Genomic DNA, 21,570 nt, shown 5'->3' with positions numbered 1-21,570 from the left:
CCCCTCGCACTTGAACGGCCGGGGCGGCGCGATCAGGCGCATTATTTGGGGCTGGAGCCGAGCGGCGAGATTGCGATGGAATAGATCGCGATCTCCTGCGTCATCGGGGCGACCGGGATCAGCAGGCAGCCGTCGTCGCTCTCGGCGCGATATTGCGCGCCGGTCCGCTGCACTCCGGCATAGACCAGGCTTTCGGCGGCGAGGCCGATGACGTCTTGGCTCTCGGCGGCGTCGCGAACGTCGTCACCCCGTTGCACCGTGACGCCGTGAAGAAGGCCTTCGGGGGCGAATTTTGCCAGCGGCAGCGCGATCATGATGACCGCCATGGTCCGGGACAGCGGGATGCGCAGACGCAACTCGCCGAGACCGGTGCGATGGAGGGTCGCCGTCTCCAGCGTCGCATCGGCGCCGGCACGAAACAATCCGACCTGAACCGGGCCGCACGGCCGTTCCTCAAAGACGTCGGCGGGCAGACGGTTGGCGCCGAACAGCACATAGAGATAACCGTAGGACGGTGACAGGCTGGCAAAGCTGCCGGCGAGCCACATCGGCGGTGCCGCCGATGTGCAGGCGGCAGAGAGGCCGCGGGCGGTGATCTGATCGCGGACGAATCTTTCGTCGAGCATCGGTGCCAGTGCGTGGGTGCCGAGATTGACGTCGTGCTTCAACGTGCCAAGCAGCGCGAGCTCGTCGTCGTCGGGCAGCAGCAGGAGGCGGGCTAGCGTCGCCGCGCACCAGCGCGCGGCGACGTCGGATGCAGCATGGGGATCGAGGCCATGGTCGAGCGCGACATCGCCCGCGCTCTGCGCGAAGGCCTGTGCGCCGGCCTGGATCTCCGCGGCACGCGCCATTTGTTCCGCGGGACGCGGATTGATCTCGCGCAGCACCGCGCCGCCGGCGTAATCGCGAACCGAACCATCGGCCGCGCAGCAGGCCTGCTCCAGCAGGGCCACGTTGCGGATCAGCATGCGCTTGACATGCGGCGTGACCACGAGGTCGGAGACAAAACCTTCCGCGCTGTCCTCGTCGGCGAGATCGTCGAAGGCGTCGTCGAGTGACATCAGATAGGCGCCGTGGAGACGGATCTTGATGCCCTCCATGTCGAAGACACGACGCAGCGCCTTCTGCACGCTGCCGGAATAGCCGAGATCGGCGAGCACCAGATCAGTACAGTCCTCGAAGTCCGGGATAGCAAGACGGAGATAGGCGAGCAGCCGGGCTCGCAGGCCCGCGGCGAGCGCAACGATTTCAGCCGGATCCATCAGACCGGGAAGCGCCTCGGCGAGATCTTCGCCGGCGGCGACACCGCCGGGACAGCCGGCAAAGAACGCCGCGACCTTCGGCGGCATGATCTTCATCATGTCGCGAAAGGTCGGGGCGTCGATCTTGAAGACCTTGCTGAGCAGATCGACCAGCGGCTGCATGGTGTCGGCGGAGGCGATCAGGCTGACGCGGCGGTTGATCTCGACATAGGCCGACGACATGCCGTGCAAGTCCTGCCAGATCCGGTACGACAGGAAACCGTCGCGGCCGAGGAAACCGAGGGCCACCTGCCGGCCGGGTCCCGCGACCGCTTCGCAGCGCCTCGCGACGAAGGCGTCGAACGCCGTCATCACCGGGCCAAGCACCGTGAGGCCCAGGTGAAAGGCCGGCGACCTCTCGGCGCTGCGCGCGGCGACCATGCGCCGCAAGGTGCGCGCGCCGCGGTCGAGCCGGGATGGCGCGCCCGTGCATATGAGCTCGAACAATGCGGTTTCGCGCTGAAACGTCGATGCGAGCCGGGCGGTCGCCTGCGGATAATAGCGCGCGCGAATGCCGTGGCGCTTGGCACCGTTGATATCGGCCTTGTCATTGTCGCCGACGTGAAAGGAGGCGCCGGCGTCGATGCCCTCGTGAGCGAGGTATTTCGCGAACAACGCCTCGCTCTTGCTGCTGCCGTGATCGCAGGAGGCGTAGAGAAAGTCCCAGGCGAGGCCAGGGCGGCAGGCCCGCAGCAGCCGCGCCAGCCGATCGGAATCCCAATAGGTGTCGGAAATGAATCCGACGCGGTGGCCGGCGCGCTTCATGTCCAGATATTGCCGAAGCATGTCCGGATTGGCGCGGCAAAGCTCGAGCTCCGCGGAAAACTCTGATTCGACCAGGTCGTTCAGATCGCCGCGTGTGAGGCCGAACAGCTTGAACGGAAAGTAGGAATAGATTTCATCGATGCGCACTTCGCTTGCGCCGCGCTTCTCCTTCGCGGTCTTGCGCGCTCGCGCTTCAGCCTGGATGCGATGCTGAACGAAACTCTCAGAAACATTCGGACAAGTTCCTGAAATGCCCGATAGCTCGTAAGTCCTTTCAAACACACCATCTGGCGTCGTGCAGGCACGAAGCAGAAATGTATCGAAAACATCGAACGACCAAGCAGAAACAATTTTCGCGCGGCGTTCCGCGCTGGCCATTGCGATCCTCATGCTGCAATTCCCCGTCCACCATGACGATTAACGTGCGCACGCGCGAGGTCAGGCGCCACAAATACGAAAAAAGTTCACGCGCGATTCAAAAACACGCTCGTCGCGACTGACAGATTGAAAAAAATCGCTAGGTTCGAAAAAAAAGGTGATTCGGAAAAAATTGCCGGGTGCAGAAGCGGTCTCGCGTTCATTCACACTCGGAAACAATCGTGTCTTCACGCGCTGTGCGCGTGTCGCGCTTGATCACCTAGTGCCGCGTAATGTCAGCGTTTTCTCCCGAGTACGTCTGTTCAGGATGGATGATCCGCCATGGCGCGAGACGAGGTGATGATTGCAGGTGTGAGGCGCGAGAGAAGCGCGCAGTCGGCAATTATTGCCCGATGCTCGGCAAAAGTGACCTGCTAACATCTTGAAAAATAACAAAAATTATCCGCCTGGATTGTTTTGGCCCCGCGTTCAACGCTTGGAAGCCGTGTGGCATATGCGCCGCCGGCATTGCGGGTTGGAGATTGCGGGATGAGTTACGCTGCTGATGTCATGGCTCCCGCCGAGGCCGAGATCGCGACGACGCTGCCGACTGACGCGACCGTGCCGATGATGCCGTCGGCGCCGCTCGCGCCGGACGGCGCGCCTGTTGGCGACGATGTCGTCTTCGATGAAGACAGCGAACTCCTGGACAGGCTCGCGACCGGCGACGAAGCGGCCTTCCGCATGCTGGTTGAGCGTCACATCGACCGCGCCTACGCGATCGCGCTACGCATCGTCGGCAATGCAGCGGATGCCGAAGACGTGGTGCAGGACACCATGCTCAAGATCTGGAGCCATCGCGGTCGCTGGCAGCACGGCCGCGCCAAGTTCTCGACATGGCTCTACCGTGTCATCTCCAACCGCTGCATCGACCTCAGGCGCAAGCCGCGCAACGAGAATGTCGAGACGGTGCCTGAGGTCGCCGACGGTCAGCCCGGCGCGGTCGAGATCATCGAGCGTAACGAGCTGAACGGCATGCTGGAGCTCGCGATGCAGCGGCTGCCGGAGCAGCAGCGCATCGCAGTGATCTTCTCGTACCACGAGAACATGAGCAATGGTGAGATCGCCCAGGTGATGGACACCACGGTGGCCGCGGTCGAGTCGCTGCTCAAGCGCGGCCGCCAGCAACTTCGCCAGCTGCTGCGCAAGCACGAGCGGGACATCCGCACCGCGTTTACCGATTGCTAACCATAAAAATCGGCCCGCGAAAATTTTCGCGCCTGATCTCCTTGCACTCCGCCGTTTGAGCGAACGGACGGGGCTGCGGTCTGCGTCGTCAATCGTCTTCAACGATGCGGCACGCCATGCCCATCAGCACAGGAGCTTCCAATGCCCGCAATCAACACCAACACCGCCGCGAACTCCGCGGTCCGCTACCTCAACATCAATTCCGCGCAGGAGAGCAGCTCGCTCGCGAAGCTGTCGAGCGGTTCGCGTATCACCTCGGCCTCCGACGACGCCGCCGGCCTCGCGATCTCCACCCGCATCTCCTCGGACGTGACCACGCTGCAGCAGGCCGCGACCAACGCCTCCCAGGCGACCGCGATCCTCCAGACCGCCGACGGCGGTGCTTCCAACATCTCGGACATCCTGGCGCGCATGAAGTCGCTGGCCTCGGAATCCGCGTCGGGCACCACGACCGATTCCAGCCGCGCCTACATCAACTCGGAATTCACGCAGCTCACGAGCGAAATCGATTCGATCGCGAGCGGCACGCGCTATTCCAGCCAGAGCCTGCTCGACGGCTCCAGCGTGTTCGCCTCGGGCGTCTCGGTCCTGGTCGGTTCCTCCGGTTCGGATACCATCACCATCACGCTGACCAGCCTGACGGCGTCGTCGCTCGGCGTGTCCTCGCTCGACGTCAGTTCGCTGTCGGACGCGACCTCGGCGCTGACGACGCTTGATACCGCGATCGACACCGTCTCGGCCGCCCGCGCCAGCATCGGCGCGCAGGAATCGCGGTTCAACTTCTCGTCCGACTCGATCTCGACCCAGACCCAGAACCTGCAATCAGCGAATTCGGCGATCAAGGATGTCGATATCGCCTCCGAGCAGGCGAAGCTGTCCTCGGCCGAAGTGAAGACCCAGGCCGCGGTGTCGGCCGAATCCGCGGCGAATCAGATGCCGCAATACCTGCTCAAGCTGCTCAGCTAAGCGCTGGGCTCACGACGTCACACCAGGCCGGCGTGAAGCCGGCCTGGTCCACCTCGCGATGGATCGGGCCCCAAAGTGACAAGCGTCAGTTCGAGCACCAGCAGCGCGTCGACCACGAGCTCGTCGAGCAGCTCGTCGGTGACCACGACCGGCACCACCACGTCGACCAGCATCGACTGGGACGCGCTGATTACCTCGGCGGTGGATGCCAAGCTCACCCAGGCCACCACGATCTCGACCACGATCACCAACAACGAAGCAAAAATCTCCGCCTACGAGACGCTCCAGACCGACCTCTCGACACTGTCGAGCGGGCTTTCCTCGCTGGCGACCTCCGTCATCAACTCGTTGGCGACCAACGTCTTCGCCACCCGTTCGGCGACCATTGGCACGACCGGCGACGTGAGCGCGTCCTCCGCGCTCTCGATGTCGGTCGGCAATGGCGCCGCGACCGGCGACCATACGCTGACGATCAGCCAGATCGCGACCGCACAGAAGGTGGTCGGCAGTTCGCAGTCGAGCCAGACCGACGAACTCGGCTATTCCGGTACGTTTTCCGTTGGCCTCGAAGGCGGTGCTACGTCCGACATCACGATCGACAGCACGATGTCGCTCCAGGACGTCGTCGACACCATCAATGCCCAGACCTCGACCACCAACGTCCAGGCCTCGATCGTGCAGGTGTCGAGCGGGTCCTACGAGATGGTGCTGACGGGGACCAAAGATGCAGCCGACATCACCTATTCGAGCTCGTCCGGCGATGACATCCTGAACAAGCTTGGCGTGACCGATAGCTCCGGCGCCTTCAGCGATGTCCTGCAAACGTCGCAAGCTGCCGAGTTTTCGCTCGACGGTATCTCGATGACCCGGGACACCAACGATATCACCGACGTGCTGACGGGAGTGACGTTCAACCTGCTCCAGGCCACGCCCGACGGAGCCACGGTGAACATCAGCATCGAGCCCGATACCAGCCAGATCGAGACGGCGGTCGAGAACCTCGTCACCAATTACAACACATTTCGCGATGCGGTGATCGCGCAACAGGCGACCGGATCGGACGGTACGGCGGATTCGAGCGCGGTGCTGTTCGGCGACGGCACCATGCGCGACATCATGGACGCGCTCCAGAACGCGCTCAACAGCACGGTCGGCGGCCTCACCATGGCGGATCTCGGCCTGTCCTTCAACGAGAACAACGAACTTGAGCTCGATACATCGACGCTGTCGGAGATCCTCAGCACGAATTTGAGCGGGGTGACGACGCTGCTGTCGGCGCAGACCAAGACCTCGTCGAGCCAGCTCACCGTCGTCAACACCGGAACGTCGCCGCAGTCTTTCACGCTGGACTTGACCGTGGATTCCGACGGCAATCTTTCCTCGGCCTCGATCGGCGGCGATGCCTCGATGTTCACGGTGAGCGGCACCACGATCATCGGCAATGCCGGAACGGCCTATGCCGGCATGGCCTTCACCTATTCGGGGTCCGCGTCGCAGTCGATTGCGGTGACCTCGACCTCCGGCATCGCCACCCAGCTCTACCAGCTCGCCAAGACCTACTCGTCGAGTTCGGGCGCGTTGCAGACGTTGATCACGAATCTGACCGACCGCGACAACGATCTCCAGCAGAAGGTCGACGATATCGAGAGCGCCGCTTCCGCCTACAAGGCGCAGCTCCAGACACAATACGCGCAATACCAGGCCGCGATCGAGAGCGCGAACAACACGCTCGACTATCTCAAGGCCCTGCTCAACTCCAGCTCGAGTGATTGATGATGCATAATCCGATGGCGTACATGGCCAACCAGGCCTATCGGGGCGCCGCGACCAGCGTGCCGCCGCTCAAGGCGATTTCGATGCTGCTCGGCGGCGCGATCACCTTTCTCCAGAAGTCGCTGGCCGCGCAGGAAGCGCGCCGCTTCGAGGAGGGGCACGAATACCTGATGAAGGCGACCGCGATCCTGCGCGGGCTCGGCCATAATCTCGATTTCACCAAGGGCGGCGCGGTGGCCGAGCGGCTGTTCCAGACCTACAACGCGATGATCCTGGCGAGCCTCAGGGCCTATGGCCGGCCGTATGCCCGCGAGAGTTTCCGCCGCATCATCGCCTCCCTGACCGAGCTGCAGGAGGCCTGGGGGCACGTCGATGCGACGGTGCGCAGCGGCAAGGCCGCGCCGGCCGATTCGGCCCGCACGGGCTGACGCAGCCTGGTCCTCCGCGACGCGGGGAGGGGGCGGCGATGGGTGCGGGCGGCAGTTTGGCCGCTTTCCGTAGTGCTGCGGGCGGTTTTGGCGCCCGTAACAGCCGAAATCCGGTTTCCGCCACGCCTGCAATGCTTTATGACGAGCCTGACCGAGGCGGGACCGGCAGGCGATGGACGTCACCGAGTTTGAGGAATTGATCGATCGGCTGGGCGAGGATCTCTCGCTCTGGCCCGACGATCGGCGTTTGCCCGCCGAACAGCTGCTGGCGCAATCGGCCGCCGCGCAAGCTCTGCTGGAGGAGGCGCGCGCCTTGCGCCTCGCGCTCGCCGCACCTGCGGTCCGGGCACCCGCGGGCCTCGCCGACCGCATCGTCGCTGCGGCCGCGAAAATGAAGGCCGACACCGCCGAGCCGCGCACCGAGGGCGAGACGGCGGATAGCTGAGCGGCTCTTTCCGAGATCGAATATTGCGAGACGTCGTCATGCCCGGGCTTGTCCCGGGCATCCACGTTCTTCGTGCTGAGCAGCAAGTCGTGGATGGCCGGGACAAGCCCGGCCATGACGCTGTGGAATCCTCCGCACTCCTAACGTTGAAAGCACCGCTCTTCTAACGCGCGCGCGGCAGATTTTGCCGTGTCGAAAGCCGTTTTTGCGCGCGTGAATCCTCGCCTGAATCCGCGCGCCCACCCGTTTCATCAGCACACAGATTTCAAGCGCCGCCGGCCGACATCTCGTCGCCGGCAGCGCAGGAAAGCCGGAGTTTCTGATGACCGTTTCCGCCACGAGTTCCGCGACGACTGCGACGACGACGTCGAGCACGTCGTCCTCGTCGACACTGACGTCCAGCGACTTCCTGAACCTGCTCGTCAGCGAGCTGCAGAACCAGGATCCCCTGAACGCGACCTCGACCACCGACCTCGTCAATCAGCTCACCTCCTACGCCAATTTCACGTCCCAGCAGTCGATCAACTCCAGCCTCACTTCGCTCGCGGGTTCGTTCTCGAGCCTCGTGACGCTCAACTCGGTGAACTATATCGGCCACACCGTCGAGGCGAAGACCGATACGTCGACCTTGAGCAACGGCTCGGCGACGTTCGGCTACTCGCTGTCCTCGGCTCCTTCGAATGTGTCGATCAGCATCTCGGACTCGTCCGGCAACGTCGTCTACACCGGAACCGGCACGGGAAATTCCGGCTCCAACAGCTTTAGCTGGGACGGCAAGGACTCCAGCGGCAACCAGCTCTCGGATGGCGGCAAGTACACCATCTCGGTGACCGCGACGGATACCGCCGGCAACTCGGTCCTGAATTACACGACCGTCACCGGCACAGTGACCGGCATCGACACCTCGACATCCACGCCCTCGCTCACGGTGAACGGCGCCTCCGTCAGCGCCGCCAATATTCTCGGCGTCACGTCCTGATCTCTTGTCCTGATTTCCTCGGAGTTTCATCATGAGTCTCACCGGTGCATTGTCCTCGGCGATCTCGGCGCTCAGCGCCCAGAGCCAGTCGTTATCGATGATCAGCGACAACATCGCCAACTCCGATACGACCGGCTACAAGACGACGTCCGGAATGTTCGACGCGCTCGTGACCGCGTCGAGCAACACGACCTCCTACGCCTCGGGCGGCGTCACCGTCTCGGGCCGGGCCAACATCACCCAGCAGGGCCTGCTGGCCGCGACCTCCAATGCCACCGATGTCGCGATCCAGGGCACGGGCTTCTTCGTGGTGGGCAGCGCCACATCCGGCGGCATCACGTCCTACACCCGCAACGGCGCCTTCACGATCGACAATGCAGGCTACCTCGAGAACAACGGAAGCTATCTGGAAGGATGGCGCACCGACGCGGACGGCAATGTCGTCGGCAGCGAGTCGGCCAGCAATCTTTCCTCCATCAACACTCAAATCGCCTCGACCAGCGGCAGCGCGACGACCAAGACCACGATCGCGGCCAATCTGCCGTCGGATGCTGCCACCGGCGACACCTATACCAGCTCGATGACGGCGTATGACTCTCTCGGTGCCGCAAACACGATGCAGATCACCTGGACCAAGACCGGCACGAACGCCTGGAGCGCGAGCTTTGCCAATCCGACGACGTCGTCGGATACCACGACCGCGACAGGTACGGCGTCCGGCACCATCGACATCACCTTCAACAGCGACGGCTCGCTGGCCAGCACCAGCCCGAGCCCGGCAACCGTCGCGGTCACGGGCTGGACTGACGGTGCCGCCGACAGCACCATTACCATGAACCTCGGCACGGTCGGCGGCACCGATGGCCTGACGCAATATGCCTCGGGCGAGACGACGCCCGACGTCAACGTCACCAGCATCGACTCCGATGGTCTGTCCTACGGCAAGCTGTCGAGCGTCTCGATCGGCAAGAACGGGGTCGTCGACGCGACTTATTCCAATGGCCAGACCATTGCGATCTACAAGATCGCGGTGGCGACCTTTGCCGATCCCAACGGTCTTTCCGCTGCCAGCGACGGGCTCTATTCGGCGACCGTGACCTCCGGCAACGCCTCGTTGCAGGCCTCCGGCGAGAACGGCGCGGGCACGATCTACGGCAGCGAGCTGGAATCCTCGACGACCGACACCTCCGGCCAGTTCTCGAGCATGATCTCGGCGCAGCAGGCCTATTCCGCCGCCTCCCAGGTCATCTCCACCGTCAACAAGATGTACGACACCCTGATCTCGGCGATGAGGTGAGTGATGCCAGGTGAAAAAGCGAGCGCCGCCGGAGGGGCGCTGCTGCGCCGGCTCCAGCGGCTAGTGGCCCGGGCCGGGACCGCCAAAGGCAGCAACCGCAAGCAATTGCTGGCGCTGCTCGACGACGTCGAAACGACCCGTCGGGGTCTCTTGCGGGAATGCGCGGAGATCGAGGGCGAGATGAGGCAGGCGACCGTCAGGGCGACCGCGATCGGCGCATATTTGCGTGGCTCGCAAGTCCAGCGCGGCAAACGGCACAATTAAAAGAAGGCGATGACCATGACTGTAACCCTGGCCAAGAGCCAAGCCAAGAGCCAAGCCACGAGGACGACCGCCGCGAACGGCGACGCACGGATCAAGTCGCTGATCACGCTGATCGACACATTGACCGCGCTGGTCGCCGAGGAGAATGCCGAGCTCGCAAAGGGCCTGCCGGCCTCGCGCCTCAAGCAGGTCGACGAGAAGAACCAGCTGGCTGAGATGTTCGAGCGCACCGTCGCCGAATGCGCGGCGGGCACGACCAGCCTCAACGTGCACGACCGGATCCTGCGCGAGCAGCTGATGGAGAGGATCCTGAAGCTGCGTATGGCGATGGACGAGAATCTGGTGCGCCTGCGCGCGGCGATCGAAGCCAGCAACCGCCGGATCGAGGCCGTCATGCAGGCGATCCGCGAGCAGATCGCGGCGGTGTCGCCCTATGGCGCCTCCGGCCGTCTCGCCGCGCGCGCGGTCTCCAGCGGCACCAGCCGCAGCGCCTGACGGATCGAGAGGTTCGCCGTGTCACTCGATATCGCACGATCGATCGCCTTCAGCGGCCTCTCGGCCACATCGGTGCAGATCAGCGTGACGTCGTCGAACATTTCGAACGCCGACACGACGGGCTATACCGAAAAGACCGCGAACCAGTCGAGCAGCGTCACCAACGGCGTCGGTACCGGCGTCACGGTGACGGGCATCACCTCGACGGTCGACAAGCTGCTGTTGAAGTCGCTGATCTCGGCGACATCCGATCTCGGATCGGCCGACACCACCAACACCTATCTGACCTCGCTCGAAAAGCTTTACGGCTCGACCAGCAGCACCGACAGTTCGTCGACCGGGACCTCGCTCGCCAACAGCATCGCCTCACTGGAATCGGCGCTGTCCTCGCTGGCGAGCACGCCGAGCAGCGCCTCGCTGCAATCCAACGTCGTCAGTGCGCTCGATGACGTCGCGAGCCAGTTGCGGGAGACATCGAGCAGCATCCAGAAGCTGCGTTCCAATGCCGACCAGGACATCTCGTCCTCGATAGACGACGTCAATACCGACCTGCAGCAGATCTCGGATCTGAACGCGCAGATCAAGCAGACGGCGGCGGCCGGCCAGTCGACCGCGGACCTGGAGGACCAGCGCAACACCGCGCTCCAGGACCTCGCCTCGAAGATGAACGTCAGCTACTTCACGGCGTCGAACGGCGATCTCCAGATCTACACCAAGTCCGGTCAGGCGCTGGTCGATAGTTCCGCGCATACGATCAGCTATACCGCCGCGGCCAATGTGACGGCGGCGACGAACTACACCGCCGGTTCCTCGTCCAGCGGCTTCAGCGCGATCACGGTGAACGGGGTGGATATCACCTCGCAGATCACCGGTGGGGACATCGGCTCGCTCATCACGCTCCGTGATACGACGCTGCCGGCGGCGCAGTCGCAGCTCGATCAACTCGCCCAGCAGCTTGCGTCGGCGATGAACAGCGTCTCGAACAGCGCCTCCGCGGTGCCGGCGCCGACGAGCCTCACCGGGACGACCAGCATCGCCAGCAGCACAGCGCTGTCCGCCTCGGGCACGGTGCGCCTTGCCGTTACGGACCAAAGCGGCGATCTGGTCTCCTACGGCGATCTCGATCTGTCGTCCTATTCCACGGTCGGCGATCTCGTCACCGCCATCAACGGCATTTCCGGATTGTCGGCCTCGGTCGATGCGGACGGCCATCTCGCGATCACGGCAACCGGCTCGGGCAACGGTGTCGCCATCAACGAGATGACCAGCTCGGTGGGAAGCTCGGCAGAGGGCTTTTCGGAGTATTTCGGCCTCAACGACCTCGTGACCGGCACGAGCGCGGCTGATATCGCGGTCAACAGCAAGATCCTGTCCGGCACCAACGAGATTCAGCTCGCGACACTGGATTCCTCGTCGAGCCTGACCGTCGGCAGCACCGTGCTGTCGTCGGGATCGGCCGTCGTCGTCAACGCCTTCTATGATGCGCTGACGAGCTCCCGGACATTCGCCTCCACCGGTGGGCTTGCCACCACCACCGGTTCGCTGGCGGATTATGCGTCCACCATAGTGGCCGACGTCGCCAGCAAGGCCTCGCAGGCATCCAGCAACTACACGGCAAAGGAAACCGCACAGTCGAACTATGCGAGCTCGCTGTCCTCGCAATCCGGCGTCAACCTCGATGAGGAATCCGCCAAGCTCAGCACGCTCCAGAACAAATACACCGCGGCCTCCGCGCTGATCCAGGCCATCAACACCATGTATTCGGCGCTGCTGTCCGCCGTGCAGTCGTAACAGCCGGGAGCGGGCTCATGGTCGCGATGCGGGTCGCCACCTTCGCGCAGTCGAACAAGATGATCGCCGACGCGATGCGCGTGGAGACGGTCATGGCGAACAAGCAGATCCAGGAATCGTCGGGCGTGATCTCGGGCGATTTCGGCGGCTATGGCTCCGATGCGCAGCATGTCGTCAATCTCCAGGTCTCCGTGACGCGCGCGCAATCCTATATCGACGCCGCGACGCTCGCCGACAGCAAGGTGCAGGTGATGTATTCGGCGGTCGGATCGATGACCGACATCCTCACGCAGCTCCGCTCCCAGCTCAGCGCGGCCTCGACGGGCAGCTCGACCGAGACCAATTCGGTGATCACCACCGCCCAGCAGATGCTGGAGGAGATGGGCTCGCTGATGAACACGCAATATGACGGCCAGTATGTGTTCGCCGGCGGCAAGACCGACACGGCGCCGGTCGATCTCACGAGCTTCTCGTCGGTCAGCGGCTCGCTGACGACGACCGATACCAGCTACTACAACGGTGACGACGAGGTCGCTTCGGTGCGGGTCGCCTCGGACGAAACGGTCGCCTACGGCGTCACCGCCGACAATTCGGCGTTCGAGGAGGTGATGCGGGTTCTCAAATTCGTGGCCAACAGCACCTCGCTGTCATCCTCGGACATCACCAGCGCGCTCGATCTCGCCGGCACGGCGATCGACGACACGGCGGCGGTGCAGGCCAAGCTGTCGAACAACGCGTCCTCGATCGAGACGGCGAGCACCCGCCAGACGGACTACAAGAGCTACGCCGAGACCCTGTCGAACGACCTGACCGGGGTCGATGTCGCCGCCGTCACGGCGCAGCTCTCGACCTATCAGGCCCAGCTCACCGCATCCTATTCGGCCCTCGCCAAGATCCTGAGCATCAATCTGGCGAGCTACCTGAAATAGGTTCAACACTCTCGGTGTCATTCCCCGCGAAGGCGGGGAATCCAGTACGCCGCAGTCTATCGGTTCTATCGCCGCTGTCTCTGGAATACTGGATGCCCCGCCTTCGCGGGGCATGACGGCGCGGTGTGTGGATGCTCCTCGCCGGGCGCTATTCGGCGGCGATCCGCTCTAGGGCCATGGTGCGAAGCCGGGCGCGCTGGATCTTGACGCCGTTGGCGCTGTCGGTGACCGGGAAGGCATCGACGACATAGATCCGTGCCGGGACCTTGTAGCCGGCGAGCCGCTCGCGCAGGCGCGCAACCAGCGCCTCCTGATGCGGCGGCTCTTGGTGCGGGATCACGAAGGCGACGCAGCGCGCCTGGCCCTTCAGATCGACCGCCACGACCTGGGCATCGGCCACGCCGGCGCAGGATTTGAGTTCGTCCTCGATCTCGCCGGGCGCAACCAGGAAGCCGCCGAGCCGCATGGCGTCACCCGCACGGGTCTCGTAGACGAAGGCACCGTCGCCGCGCAGCCGGCCGATGTCGCCGGTGCGGAAGAAGCCGTCCGCGGTGATCGCATCGCGCGTTGCGTCGGGATTGTTGAAGTAGCCCAGGAAGCGTGAGGGCGCGCGGATCTCGATCTCGCCGGAGACGCCTTGCGCCGCCAACTCGCCGGTCTCGGTGTCGCGTACGCGCACCTGCGCATCGGGCGACATCGGCCAGCCGCCGCCCTCGATGCGATCGGCGAAGGCGTCGCCTTCGCGCGCGATCGAGAACAGCGCCTGCACCTCGCTCGACCCGTAGAGGCCGAACAGCGGCAAGCCGCGCGCCTCGGCTTCCGCCGCAAGCTCGCGCCAGCCGGGCTGGAACGCAGCGAAGCCGCAAACTTCGAGGTGCGGGAATGGCCGCGGCACATCGGTGAGGGCGAGGATGCGGCGGAACATCTCGTCCGAGCCGAAGGCGTGCGTGATGTTCTGTTCACCGAGGATTTTTACCGCCGGTGCCGCCTCGAATGCATCGAGCACATGGACGGTTGCGCCCGCAGCGATGAAGCCGAGCAGGCTCGTCATGCCAAAGGTGCCGCAGAACGGGAGCATGGCCAGCAGTGAGTGGCGCTGCGGATCAAGCTTGAGCGCTTTGGCGACGGAGGCGGCGTGGGTCGCCAGCGTCCGCTGCGTGTGTGCGACGAGTTTTGGGCCCTTGGTCGTGCCTGATGTGGTGTAGAGCAGCACGGGCAGGTCGATCTCATCCTGGGCGGGCGGCACCGGCGGATAGGATCTCTCGAACGCATCGAACCGCACGCAGGGCCACTGGGCCGGGATCGCATCCGCGCCGACTACAGCAAGTTTTTGCAGCGCGGGCACCTCATCCCCGGCGATATCGGCGAGGATGGCGGCAAAGTCGATCGAGCGGAACGCGGCCTCGACCACCATCAACTTCGCGCCGGACAGGCGAAGCAGATGCGCAACCTCCGCGCTGCGGTAACGCGTATTGACGGCGGCGACGATGGCTCCGCGCCGGGCGGCAGCGAACAGAAGTGTGATCCATTCGACCCGGTTGACCAGCCAGACCGCGACGACGTCGCCTTGGCCGATGTCCTGCGCGGCAAGCCAGGCAGCGGTCTGCTCAACCTTTGCTGTGAATTCCGCGCGTGAGACCTGTGTGCCGCCGAACACGAAGGCTGGCTCGGCAGCCTCGGTGTGGATCAGCGATTCCAGTGAAAAGTCGTCGGCGCTCATGGCAACCGGAGTAACCCGATCGCGCAAACCTGTCTACTTGGTGCCGAACATCCGGTCGCCGGCGTCGCCCAGGCCCGGCACGATGTAGCCGTGGTCGTTGAGCCGCTCGTCGATCGCGGCGGTCCAGACCGGCACGTCGGGATGCTCGCTCTGGAACTGCGCGATGCCCTCGGGCGCGGCCAGCAGGCACACGAAGCGGATGTCGCGGGCGCCGCGCGCCTTGAGCAGGGACGCGCCGGCGCAGGCCGAGTTGCCGGTCGCGAGCATCGGATCCATCAGGATCACGGTGCGGTCGGACAGGTCCTGCGGCGCCTTGAAGTAATATTCCACGGCCTGCAAGGTCTCGGGATCGCGGTAGAGCCCGATATGGGCGATGCGCGCCGAGGGCATCAGCGCCAGCATGCCGTCGAGGAAGCCGACGCCGGCGCGCAGGATCGGCGCCAGCGTGAGCTTCTTGCCGGCGATTTTCGGCGCCCGCATCGGCGAGATCGGCGTCTCGATGTCCACCAGCTCCAGCGGCAGGTCGCGCGTCACCTCGTAGCCGAGCAGCATCCCGATCTCGTTCAGGATCTCGCGAAAGCTCTTGGTCGAGCGGTCCTTCTCCCGCATCAGGGACAGCTTGTGCTGGATCAGGGGGTGGGCGACGACGTTGACGCTGCTTGTGCTCATGAAACCGATCTACACGGTTCCGTGAAATTACGCCAGATCGGGCGGGTGTTTTCCGCTGGGTTTGGTGGCCTCAGGCGGGCATCGCGACCGCGCTGCGCGCCCGGCTGCTTGCCTCGTAGGCAACCATGGTCAATTCGCGGTCGATCGCCGCGCGCATCGCGTCCATCGCCGGCTGGCGCAGACGCTTCGCACTTTAGACTCCAAGCCCGCGCGCGACGAGCGTGATCACGATCGTCAGGACCGCGCCCCAGACCAGGCTCAGCGTCATGGTCAGGACCGTCGTCGTGACCGCGTGCTCGAGATTTCCCTTGAGAAGCTGCACGCTATTTGTCCGATGCGGGCGTTGATCCGATGCGCAAGCCGAGCAAAAGCGAGCCGATCAACGCAATCAGGATGGCGATCTTGAGCTCGATCATGTCCTCAGCCTTGTCACCACGCGCGTTAGCATCTGCCTGGCTGCCTCAGCCAGGACGATCAGAAAGTTGCCGCGGTTCTCGACGTCGAGCTCAAAGGTCTCGGTGGGGAATACCAGGGCGCAGCGATCCGGCGCGCTCTCGCGGTTGGCGAAATCCACCGCGGAGCTCTTGAACAGGAACAGTCCGCCGACGCGCCCCTGAGCTTCGCGCGCGACCCAGAGGCCGGCACTGTTGCGTCCAATGAAGAAGGCGGCGAGGGCGGCGCTGACGACATCAGGATCGAGTGGCCTGAGCGCCGTCGCCGGTTTGGTGTCGGCTCGGCGACGGGAAGCCTGAAGGGCAATTGCGGCCATCGCGGCCTCTTCACACATTTGCAAGGTCATGGGAGCCTCCCTGCGCGTCAACCGTGCATGTGCCAGACATAGATCGCCGTCTTCAGCGCGATCAGTGCGGTGAGCACGCTGCCCATCGAGAGCAAAGTCAGCGCGCCGAGGGCGAGGTCCTTGAGCTGCGCCTTGCGCGCCGCCGCCGAGATGCGGGCCGGCCGTTCGCACCCGAAGGGCCGGTCAAGGCCATGTGTCAGGATCGACATTTGTAAGTCCTTACCTGGTGCGGCGAGACGGCCGCTCCAATCATGTTTCGTATGATGGTCGCCGTCGCGTATGATTGCGAGATGACCGCCGTAGCCGCCGTATAGGAAAGTCATAAAGACGCGGGCGGTCGCGCCGGCAGTCCTCTGAAGAGGTTTTGGCTGCGCTTCGGTCGCGGTTTGGATCGCGCAGGCTTCACGCGCACCAGCCCGACGGCAGCGGCGAAGGCGTGCCGTAGCCGCGGTTCCTCGATCTGCTCGCAGAAGCAATCCAAAGTCGCTTCTGCATCTTGCAGCTGGCCGTCGATGGCCGCGCAGAGATGGGCGGTGGTCCGCCGGAAGAAGTGTAGCGAATCCTCGCCGCTGCGCCGGCCGCCGAGACGATCGAGCTCGGCAGCGAGCGCGGCAACGTTGAGCTTGTCGCAATCGCTCCGCGTCACGGCAAAACGCAGCACTGCCAGTTGCCAGGCGCAGAGCAGCCTCTGATGGTCTTCGACGGATGACTGCATGCGATATCCGAACGGCAGCGAGCTGTCAGGCCCCGACGCTGTCGATCAGCTCCTCGTCGGCGATCGCGGCGAAGGCGCGCACCACCTCCCTCTGCGCGGCCGCGTCCAGCGGCACGATCGGCAGCCGCGTGGCCGGCGACATCAGCCCCAGCACGCTCAGGCCGCTCTTGAGCGCCGCCGGGCTGTCCTTGGAGAGGCAGGCGATGAGCGGGACCAGGCGCCTGTGCAAATAGCGGGCGGATTGCAGGCGACCTTGTCTCACTTGCGAAAAGATCGTGCGGCAGAGATCGGGGGCGATATTGGAGACTTCCGAGATCGCGCCGTCGCCACCGCTCGCGATATAGCCGAAGGCGGTGACGTCGTCGCCGGAGAGCAGCCGAAAGCCTGCCGGAAGCAGCCGGGCCAGCCGCATCGGGCGAGTAATATCGGCGCTTGCATCGCGCAGGCCGACGAACTGGCGGGATTCGACCAGACGCAAAAGCGTCTCGTCGGCGAGCGGGCGTAGCGTGCGGGAGGGGACGTCGTGCAGGATCACGGGCAGTCCGATCGCGCCGGCGATGCTGCGGAAGTGCGCGAGCATCCCCTCCTGCATCGGCTTGTTGTAGGCGGGCACCACTGCCATGACCGCATCGGCGCCGGCCGCTTCCGCACGCCGCGCAAGTTCGATGACCTGGCTGGTGGCATTCGATAGCGCGCCGGCGATGATCCGCACGCGGCCGCGGGCGACATCGACCGCGGTGCGTATGACGAGCTCCTGCTCGGCCGGCGAGAGCGTCGGCGCTTCGCCTGTTGTCTCGCAGACCACGATCGCGGGAACGCCTGCCGCGATCTGGCGCTCGCAGAGCGCGGCGAACGCCTTGAGGTCGATGGCATCAGCCGCGTCGAACGGCGTCGGCAGGTCCGGAATGAATCCGGTGAACCAGGCAGAGGGGGGAATGAACATGGCTTTTCGCCTGATGGCGCCGGCTCAGGCGGCGCGCTGCGAGACGATGGTGTTGGGGTTCTTGCCCATGTCGAGCTCGATCTCGCGCGGCAGCTCGACGATGGTCTCCGGATGCTGTCCGTTTTCGAACAGCGCATATTTGACGGCCTGGGCGCGACTGACGAACAGGCCGCCATAGAGGCCGTTCTGTTCTTGTGCGACCCATTGTCCCCTGCGGTTACGGCCGATGAAGACGATGGTCGAGGGCGAGCTGCACGAGGGAGGTTCGACGAGTTTCATGGATGTAGTCCTTCCGATTGACGGCGGTGGCAGGCTCTCACCCGCAACCGTTCGATCAATATCTTGTCAAGCGAATATGATTTCGAGTGAGGCGGTGCTGCGATCTCATAGGAAGATCATAAGGCCCGTGTTCAGCTCAGCTCGCTCACGACGTGAACCAGTGCGAACAGCGCGCCGAACGCGGCGCATTCGTCCCAATGATTGAGGACTGCGCCAAACAGCGCTTCGCGCCTGAGAACGGCGACGGCAGAGCAGAGGATGATCGACATCCAGAGCAGGGCGGCAAGGCTCCGTCCGAAGCCGACGCTGCCGAACGCGGCAAAGGCCGCCAGCAGGACGACGCGCACGGCAAAGCGTGCGATCACCCGTGCCGGGCTCAGAGCCCGCGATATGTCCGAAGGTTGCGGCAAGGCGCGAACCTCTCCGGCTGGCTCAGCTGAAGTTCTCGCAAGCAGCCGGCTCGTAGAGCGGATCCAGGGCGGGCCGCACAGTGGGAACGCTTGGCCGTGACGTCTCCACGGCCAACGCCTGCACCTCGATGAACGCCGACAGCAAGGCGAGCGCGAGGTCGGCGTGGCGCGCCTCGACCGCGGCGTCCAGCCAGTCCGGTAACTCACGTTCGCGCGAGAGCGCGCAGTGCCATTCGCCTTCGTCATAGGCGAGACGGCGAACCTGCCACCGCGGCAGCTCGAGCTCCATCAGCGCCAGCGCCGCGTCGGTCCAGGCCTCTTCCTCGATCAGGCGCATGACGCGCGCGGTGCGCTCGCTTCCGCCGGGCGACGCGAAGCGCCGGCAGCCACGCACGATGTCGAGCATCAATGGCCGCGTCATTGCCTGCGCGCGACGGAGGCGCGCACTGAGCGATGGTGGATCGTTGTGACGGAGAGCGGCGGTCATGTCAGGCCTCCTGGAATGGGCGTCGGTCAGTCGGCCGGCCTCTCCAAGATCGCCGGAAGGGCATTTGAAAACGAGATGGAGAAGGGGCGAGAGATATAGGGATTTCATAAATGCACGGACGCTGCCGGACAGGGCACTCACCTGGCCTCCATGTCCGACTGTCGTTTTTGCGAAACGCCGCAGCTTTTCGAGGCAGGCGTTTGTGGAAGACCGGAGCGACTGTCCGCTGTAACAATCGGCAACGAAGGTGATACCGGCCGGCATCGCCGAGCTGCCTGTCTCGGTCCACTCTCGACCGCGGGCCGGTCTTTATGGGATTCCTATAAGGTCGCCATAGGGCTCATCTCGAAAACCTATGCGCGTGTTGGCACATCAGCGCAGTGAAAGTTCCGGCCCATTGCGGAGACATGCATTGCATTGGCGCAGCGGCCGGCCGGAATTCAGAGACAGGTGACGCCGGATATCGCGCAATGAGGAGAACGCCATGATGGACATTCTGATGCTGGCGCTGGGCTTCGTCTTCTTCGCCCTTGCGATCGGCTACACCTATGCCTGCGAACGGCTGTGAGGGAGCGGATCATGATCTTCGATTATGCACTCGCCGGCACCGTCTCGTTCGGCCTCCTGGTCTACCTCACCTACGCGCTGCTGCGGCCCGAGCGGTTCTGAGCCGTGCTGCTGCTTCTCGAATTGCTGCTGGCCGACGCCGTGCTCGTCGCCGGTCTGACTGCGCTGCTCCTGCAGCTCCTGCGGGCACAACGTCTGAAGAGTTGCACAAGGTCTAAAGGGTTAATGCCATGACTATGATCGGTTGGCTCCAGATCATTCTCTACTGCGTCATCATCGTCGCGCTGACCAAGCCGCTCGGCTGGTACATGACGCGCGTTTTCAACGGCGATCGGACATTCCTGTCGCCGGTGCTGCGCCCCATCGAGGCCGGCATCTACTGGTTCTCCGGCGTCGACGAGAAGCGCGAGCAGCATTGGCTGACCTATACGGTCGCCATGCTGCTGTTCCATGTCGGCGGCTTCCTGATCATCTACGGCGTGATGCGGCTCCAGGCCGTGCTGCCGTTCAATCCGGCGGGGCAATCGGCGGTCGCCGAGGACCTCTCCTTCAACACCGCGATCTCCTTCATCACCAACACCAACTGGCAGAACTACGGCGGCGAGAGCACGATCTCTTATCTCGTCCAGATGCTCGGCCTGACGCACCAGAACTTCCTATCGGCTGCCACCGGTATCGCGCTCGCAGTGGCCCTGATCCGGGGCTTCTCGCGCGCCTCGATGCGCACGGTCGGCAATTTCTGGGTCGACGTCACCCGCACGACGCTCTACGTGCTGATGCCGATTTGCGTCGTCTACACGCTGTTCCTGGTCTGGCAGGGCATTCCGCAGACGCTCGGGCCGTATGTCGAAGCGACCACGCTCGAAGGTGCCAAGCAGACCATTGCGGTCGGCCCGGTGGCTTCGCAGGTTGCGATCAAGATGCTCGGCACCAATGGCGGCGGCTTCTTCAACGCCAACGCGGCGCATCCCTTCGAGAACCCGACCGCGCTGTCGAACTTCGTGCAGATGCTGTCGATCTTCGCGATCGGGGCCGCACTCACCAACGTGTTCGGCCGCATGGTCGGCAACCAGCGCCAGGGCTGGGCGATCCTCGCCGTGATGGGCGTGCTGTTCGTCGCCGGCGTCGCCGTCACCTATTGGGCGGAAGCCAACGGCACCTCGACGCTGCATGCGCTGGGCCTTACCGGCGGCAACATGGAAGGCAAGGAGGTCCGCTTCGGCATCGTCGCGTCCTCGCTGTTCGCCGTGATCACGACCGCGGCCTCCTGCGGTGCGGTCAACGCGATGCATGACAGCTTCACGGCGCTCGGCGGCATGATCCCGCTGATCAACATGCAGCTAGGCGAGATCATCATCGGCGGCGTCGGCGCCGGCCTCTACGGCATGTTGTTGTTCGTCGTGCTCGCGATCTTCGTCGCAGGCCTGATGGTCGGCCGCACGCCGGAATATGTCGGCAAGAAGATCGAGGCGCGCGAGGTCAAGATGGCGATGCTCGCGATCCTGGTGCTGCCGCTGATGTATCTCGGCTGGACCGCGGTCGGCGTGGTCTATCCGGCGGCGGTCGCCTCGATGGCCAATGCCGGACCGCACGGCTTCACCGAGGTGCTCTACGCCTTCACCTCGGCGACCGGCAATAACGGCTCGGCCTTCGCGGGCCTCACCGGCAACACCTTCTTCTACAATCTCACGCTGGCCAGCGCGATGTTCGTCGGCCGCTTTTTCATGATCGTCCCGGCGATGGCGATTGCGGGTTCGCTCGCGGCCAAGAAGTCCATCCCCCCGTCGGCGGGCACCTTCCCGACCACGGGCGGGCTGTTCGTCGGTCTCGTCGTCGGCGTGATCCTGATCATCGGTGGCCTGACCTTCTTCCCGGCACTCGCGCTCGGCCCCATCGTCGAGCATCTCGCGATGAACGCCGGCCAAGTGTTCTGATCGAACCTC

At 64.3% G+C, this 21,570-nt stretch carries 25 protein-coding genes; 13 read left to right on the top strand and 12 right to left on the bottom strand.

Annotated elements, in window-relative coordinates:
- Positions 1-41 precede the first annotated feature (41 nt).
- Complete coding sequence (locus B5V03_RS05380) at positions 42-2,456, bottom strand: hypothetical protein (protein ID WP_129268231.1); 2,415 nt, start codon at positions 2,454-2,456, stop codon at positions 42-44.
- A 516-nt stretch (positions 2,457-2,972) separates the two neighbouring features.
- Between B5V03_RS05380 and B5V03_RS05370 the strand changes: the two genes are divergently transcribed.
- Positions 2,973-3,671 carry an RNA polymerase sigma factor gene (locus tag B5V03_RS05370; RefSeq protein ID WP_129268230.1) on the top strand — a complete coding sequence of 233 codons (699 nt, stop codon included), beginning with the start codon at positions 2,973-2,975 and terminating at the stop codon, positions 3,669-3,671.
- A gap of 141 nt (positions 3,672-3,812) precedes the next feature.
- On the top strand, positions 3,813-4,637 hold the full coding sequence (locus B5V03_RS05365) for a flagellin (RefSeq protein WP_129268229.1): 825 nt from the start codon (positions 3,813-3,815) through the stop codon (positions 4,635-4,637).
- Between the two features lie 17 nt (positions 4,638-4,654).
- On the opposite strand, the gene B5V03_RS42200 is transcribed toward B5V03_RS05365, so the two are convergent.
- Complete coding sequence (locus B5V03_RS42200) at positions 4,655-4,792, bottom strand: hypothetical protein (RefSeq protein WP_245502161.1); 138 nt, start codon at positions 4,790-4,792, stop codon at positions 4,655-4,657.
- Between B5V03_RS42200 and fliD the strand changes: the two genes are divergently transcribed.
- The 9 genes from fliD to B5V03_RS05320 all read left to right on the top strand — a co-directional run bounded on the left by fliD (position 4,776) and on the right by B5V03_RS05320 (position 13,038).
- Positions 4,776-6,410 (top strand): flagellar filament capping protein FliD, encoded by a 1,635-nt coding sequence (gene fliD, locus B5V03_RS05360; protein WP_245502160.1) that lies wholly within the window; start codon positions 4,776-4,778, stop codon positions 6,408-6,410. The genes B5V03_RS42200 and fliD overlap by 17 nt on opposite strands.
- Positions 6,410-6,838, top strand: a complete 429-nt coding sequence (gene fliS, locus B5V03_RS05355) for a flagellar export chaperone FliS (protein WP_164987794.1) — start codon at positions 6,410-6,412, stop codon at positions 6,836-6,838. The genes fliD and fliS overlap by 1 nt, the downstream gene beginning before the upstream one ends.
- 172 nt (positions 6,839-7,010) lie before the next feature.
- Positions 7,011-7,283, top strand: coding sequence for a hypothetical protein (locus B5V03_RS05350; protein ID WP_129268226.1), 273 nt, complete (start codon positions 7,011-7,013; stop codon positions 7,281-7,283).
- Between the two features lie 322 nt (positions 7,284-7,605).
- Positions 7,606-8,262 carry a flagellar hook assembly protein FlgD gene (locus B5V03_RS05345; RefSeq protein WP_129268225.1) on the top strand — a complete coding sequence of 219 codons (657 nt, stop codon included), beginning with the start codon at positions 7,606-7,608 and terminating at the stop codon, positions 8,260-8,262.
- 31 nt (positions 8,263-8,293) lie between these two features.
- A complete protein-coding gene (gene flgE / locus B5V03_RS05340) occupies positions 8,294-9,559 on the top strand; it encodes a flagellar hook protein FlgE (RefSeq protein WP_129268224.1) in 1,266 nt (421 codons plus the stop codon).
- A 3-nt stretch (positions 9,560-9,562) separates the two neighbouring features.
- A complete protein-coding gene (locus B5V03_RS05335; RefSeq protein WP_129268223.1) occupies positions 9,563-9,823 on the top strand; it encodes a hypothetical protein in 261 nt (86 codons plus the stop codon).
- Positions 9,824-9,838: 15 nt separating this feature from the next.
- The gene (locus tag B5V03_RS05330; protein ID WP_129268222.1) at positions 9,839-10,318 is read left to right on the top strand and encodes a flagellar protein FlgN; all 480 of its coding nucleotides are present in this window, start codon (positions 9,839-9,841) and stop codon (positions 10,316-10,318) included.
- Positions 10,319-10,336: 18 nt separating this feature from the next.
- Positions 10,337-12,109, top strand: a complete 1,773-nt coding sequence (gene flgK, locus B5V03_RS05325) for a flagellar hook-associated protein FlgK (protein WP_129268221.1) — start codon at positions 10,337-10,339, stop codon at positions 12,107-12,109.
- Positions 12,110-12,126: 17 nt separating this feature from the next.
- Positions 12,127-13,038: a flagellin gene (locus B5V03_RS05320; RefSeq protein WP_129268220.1), complete on the top strand. Its 912-nt coding sequence runs from the start codon at positions 12,127-12,129 to the stop codon at positions 13,036-13,038.
- Between the two features lie 148 nt (positions 13,039-13,186).
- Here the strand turns inward: B5V03_RS05320 and B5V03_RS05315 are convergent, their stop codons facing one another.
- The 10 genes from B5V03_RS05315 to B5V03_RS05270 form a co-directional block, all read right to left on the bottom strand.
- Complete coding sequence (locus B5V03_RS05315) at positions 13,187-14,758, bottom strand: AMP-binding protein (protein WP_129268219.1); 1,572 nt, start codon at positions 14,756-14,758, stop codon at positions 13,187-13,189.
- A gap of 33 nt (positions 14,759-14,791) precedes the next feature.
- Positions 14,792-15,427 carry a uracil phosphoribosyltransferase gene (gene upp / locus B5V03_RS05310; protein WP_129268218.1) on the bottom strand — a complete coding sequence of 212 codons (636 nt, stop codon included), beginning with the start codon at positions 15,425-15,427 and terminating at the stop codon, positions 14,792-14,794.
- Positions 15,428-15,620: 193 nt separating this feature from the next.
- Entirely contained in the window at positions 15,621-15,749 is a 129-nt protein-coding gene (locus tag B5V03_RS42715; protein ID WP_283805317.1) for a hypothetical protein, read from the bottom strand.
- A gap of 90 nt (positions 15,750-15,839) precedes the next feature.
- On the bottom strand, positions 15,840-16,226 hold the full coding sequence (locus B5V03_RS05300) for a hypothetical protein (protein WP_129268217.1): 387 nt from the start codon (positions 16,224-16,226) through the stop codon (positions 15,840-15,842).
- Positions 16,227-16,243: 17 nt separating this feature from the next.
- Complete coding sequence (locus B5V03_RS41320; RefSeq protein WP_164987793.1) at positions 16,244-16,435, bottom strand: hypothetical protein; 192 nt, start codon at positions 16,433-16,435, stop codon at positions 16,244-16,246.
- 110 nt (positions 16,436-16,545) lie between these two features.
- Entirely contained in the window at positions 16,546-16,941 is a 396-nt protein-coding gene (locus B5V03_RS05290) for a hypothetical protein (protein ID WP_129268215.1), read from the bottom strand.
- 25 nt (positions 16,942-16,966) lie between these two features.
- The gene (dapA, locus tag B5V03_RS05285) at positions 16,967-17,884 is read right to left on the bottom strand and encodes a 4-hydroxy-tetrahydrodipicolinate synthase (protein ID WP_129268214.1); all 918 of its coding nucleotides are present in this window, start codon (positions 17,882-17,884) and stop codon (positions 16,967-16,969) included.
- Between the two features lie 24 nt (positions 17,885-17,908).
- Positions 17,909-18,163, bottom strand: coding sequence for a hypothetical protein (locus B5V03_RS05280; protein WP_129268213.1), 255 nt, complete (start codon positions 18,161-18,163; stop codon positions 17,909-17,911).
- 131 nt (positions 18,164-18,294) lie between these two features.
- Entirely contained in the window at positions 18,295-18,573 is a 279-nt protein-coding gene (locus B5V03_RS05275) for a hypothetical protein (RefSeq protein ID WP_164987792.1), read from the bottom strand.
- A gap of 22 nt (positions 18,574-18,595) precedes the next feature.
- Positions 18,596-19,060 (bottom strand): hypothetical protein, encoded by a 465-nt coding sequence (locus B5V03_RS05270; RefSeq protein WP_164987791.1) that lies wholly within the window; start codon positions 19,058-19,060, stop codon positions 18,596-18,598.
- A gap of 579 nt (positions 19,061-19,639) precedes the next feature.
- Here B5V03_RS05270 and B5V03_RS05265 point away from each other — a divergent pair.
- Complete coding sequence (locus B5V03_RS05265) at positions 19,640-19,729, top strand: K(+)-transporting ATPase subunit F (protein ID WP_129268212.1); 90 nt, start codon at positions 19,640-19,642, stop codon at positions 19,727-19,729.
- A gap of 128 nt (positions 19,730-19,857) precedes the next feature.
- Positions 19,858-21,561: a potassium-transporting ATPase subunit KdpA gene (kdpA, locus tag B5V03_RS05260; RefSeq protein ID WP_129268211.1), complete on the top strand. Its 1,704-nt coding sequence runs from the start codon at positions 19,858-19,860 to the stop codon at positions 21,559-21,561.
- Positions 21,562-21,570 lie beyond the last annotated feature (9 nt).

The organism is Bradyrhizobium betae (assembly GCF_004123905.1).
Lineage (GTDB): Bacteria > Pseudomonadota > Alphaproteobacteria > Rhizobiales > Xanthobacteraceae > Bradyrhizobium > Bradyrhizobium betae_A.
This window is presented reverse-complemented; position numbering and strand designations above follow the sequence as displayed.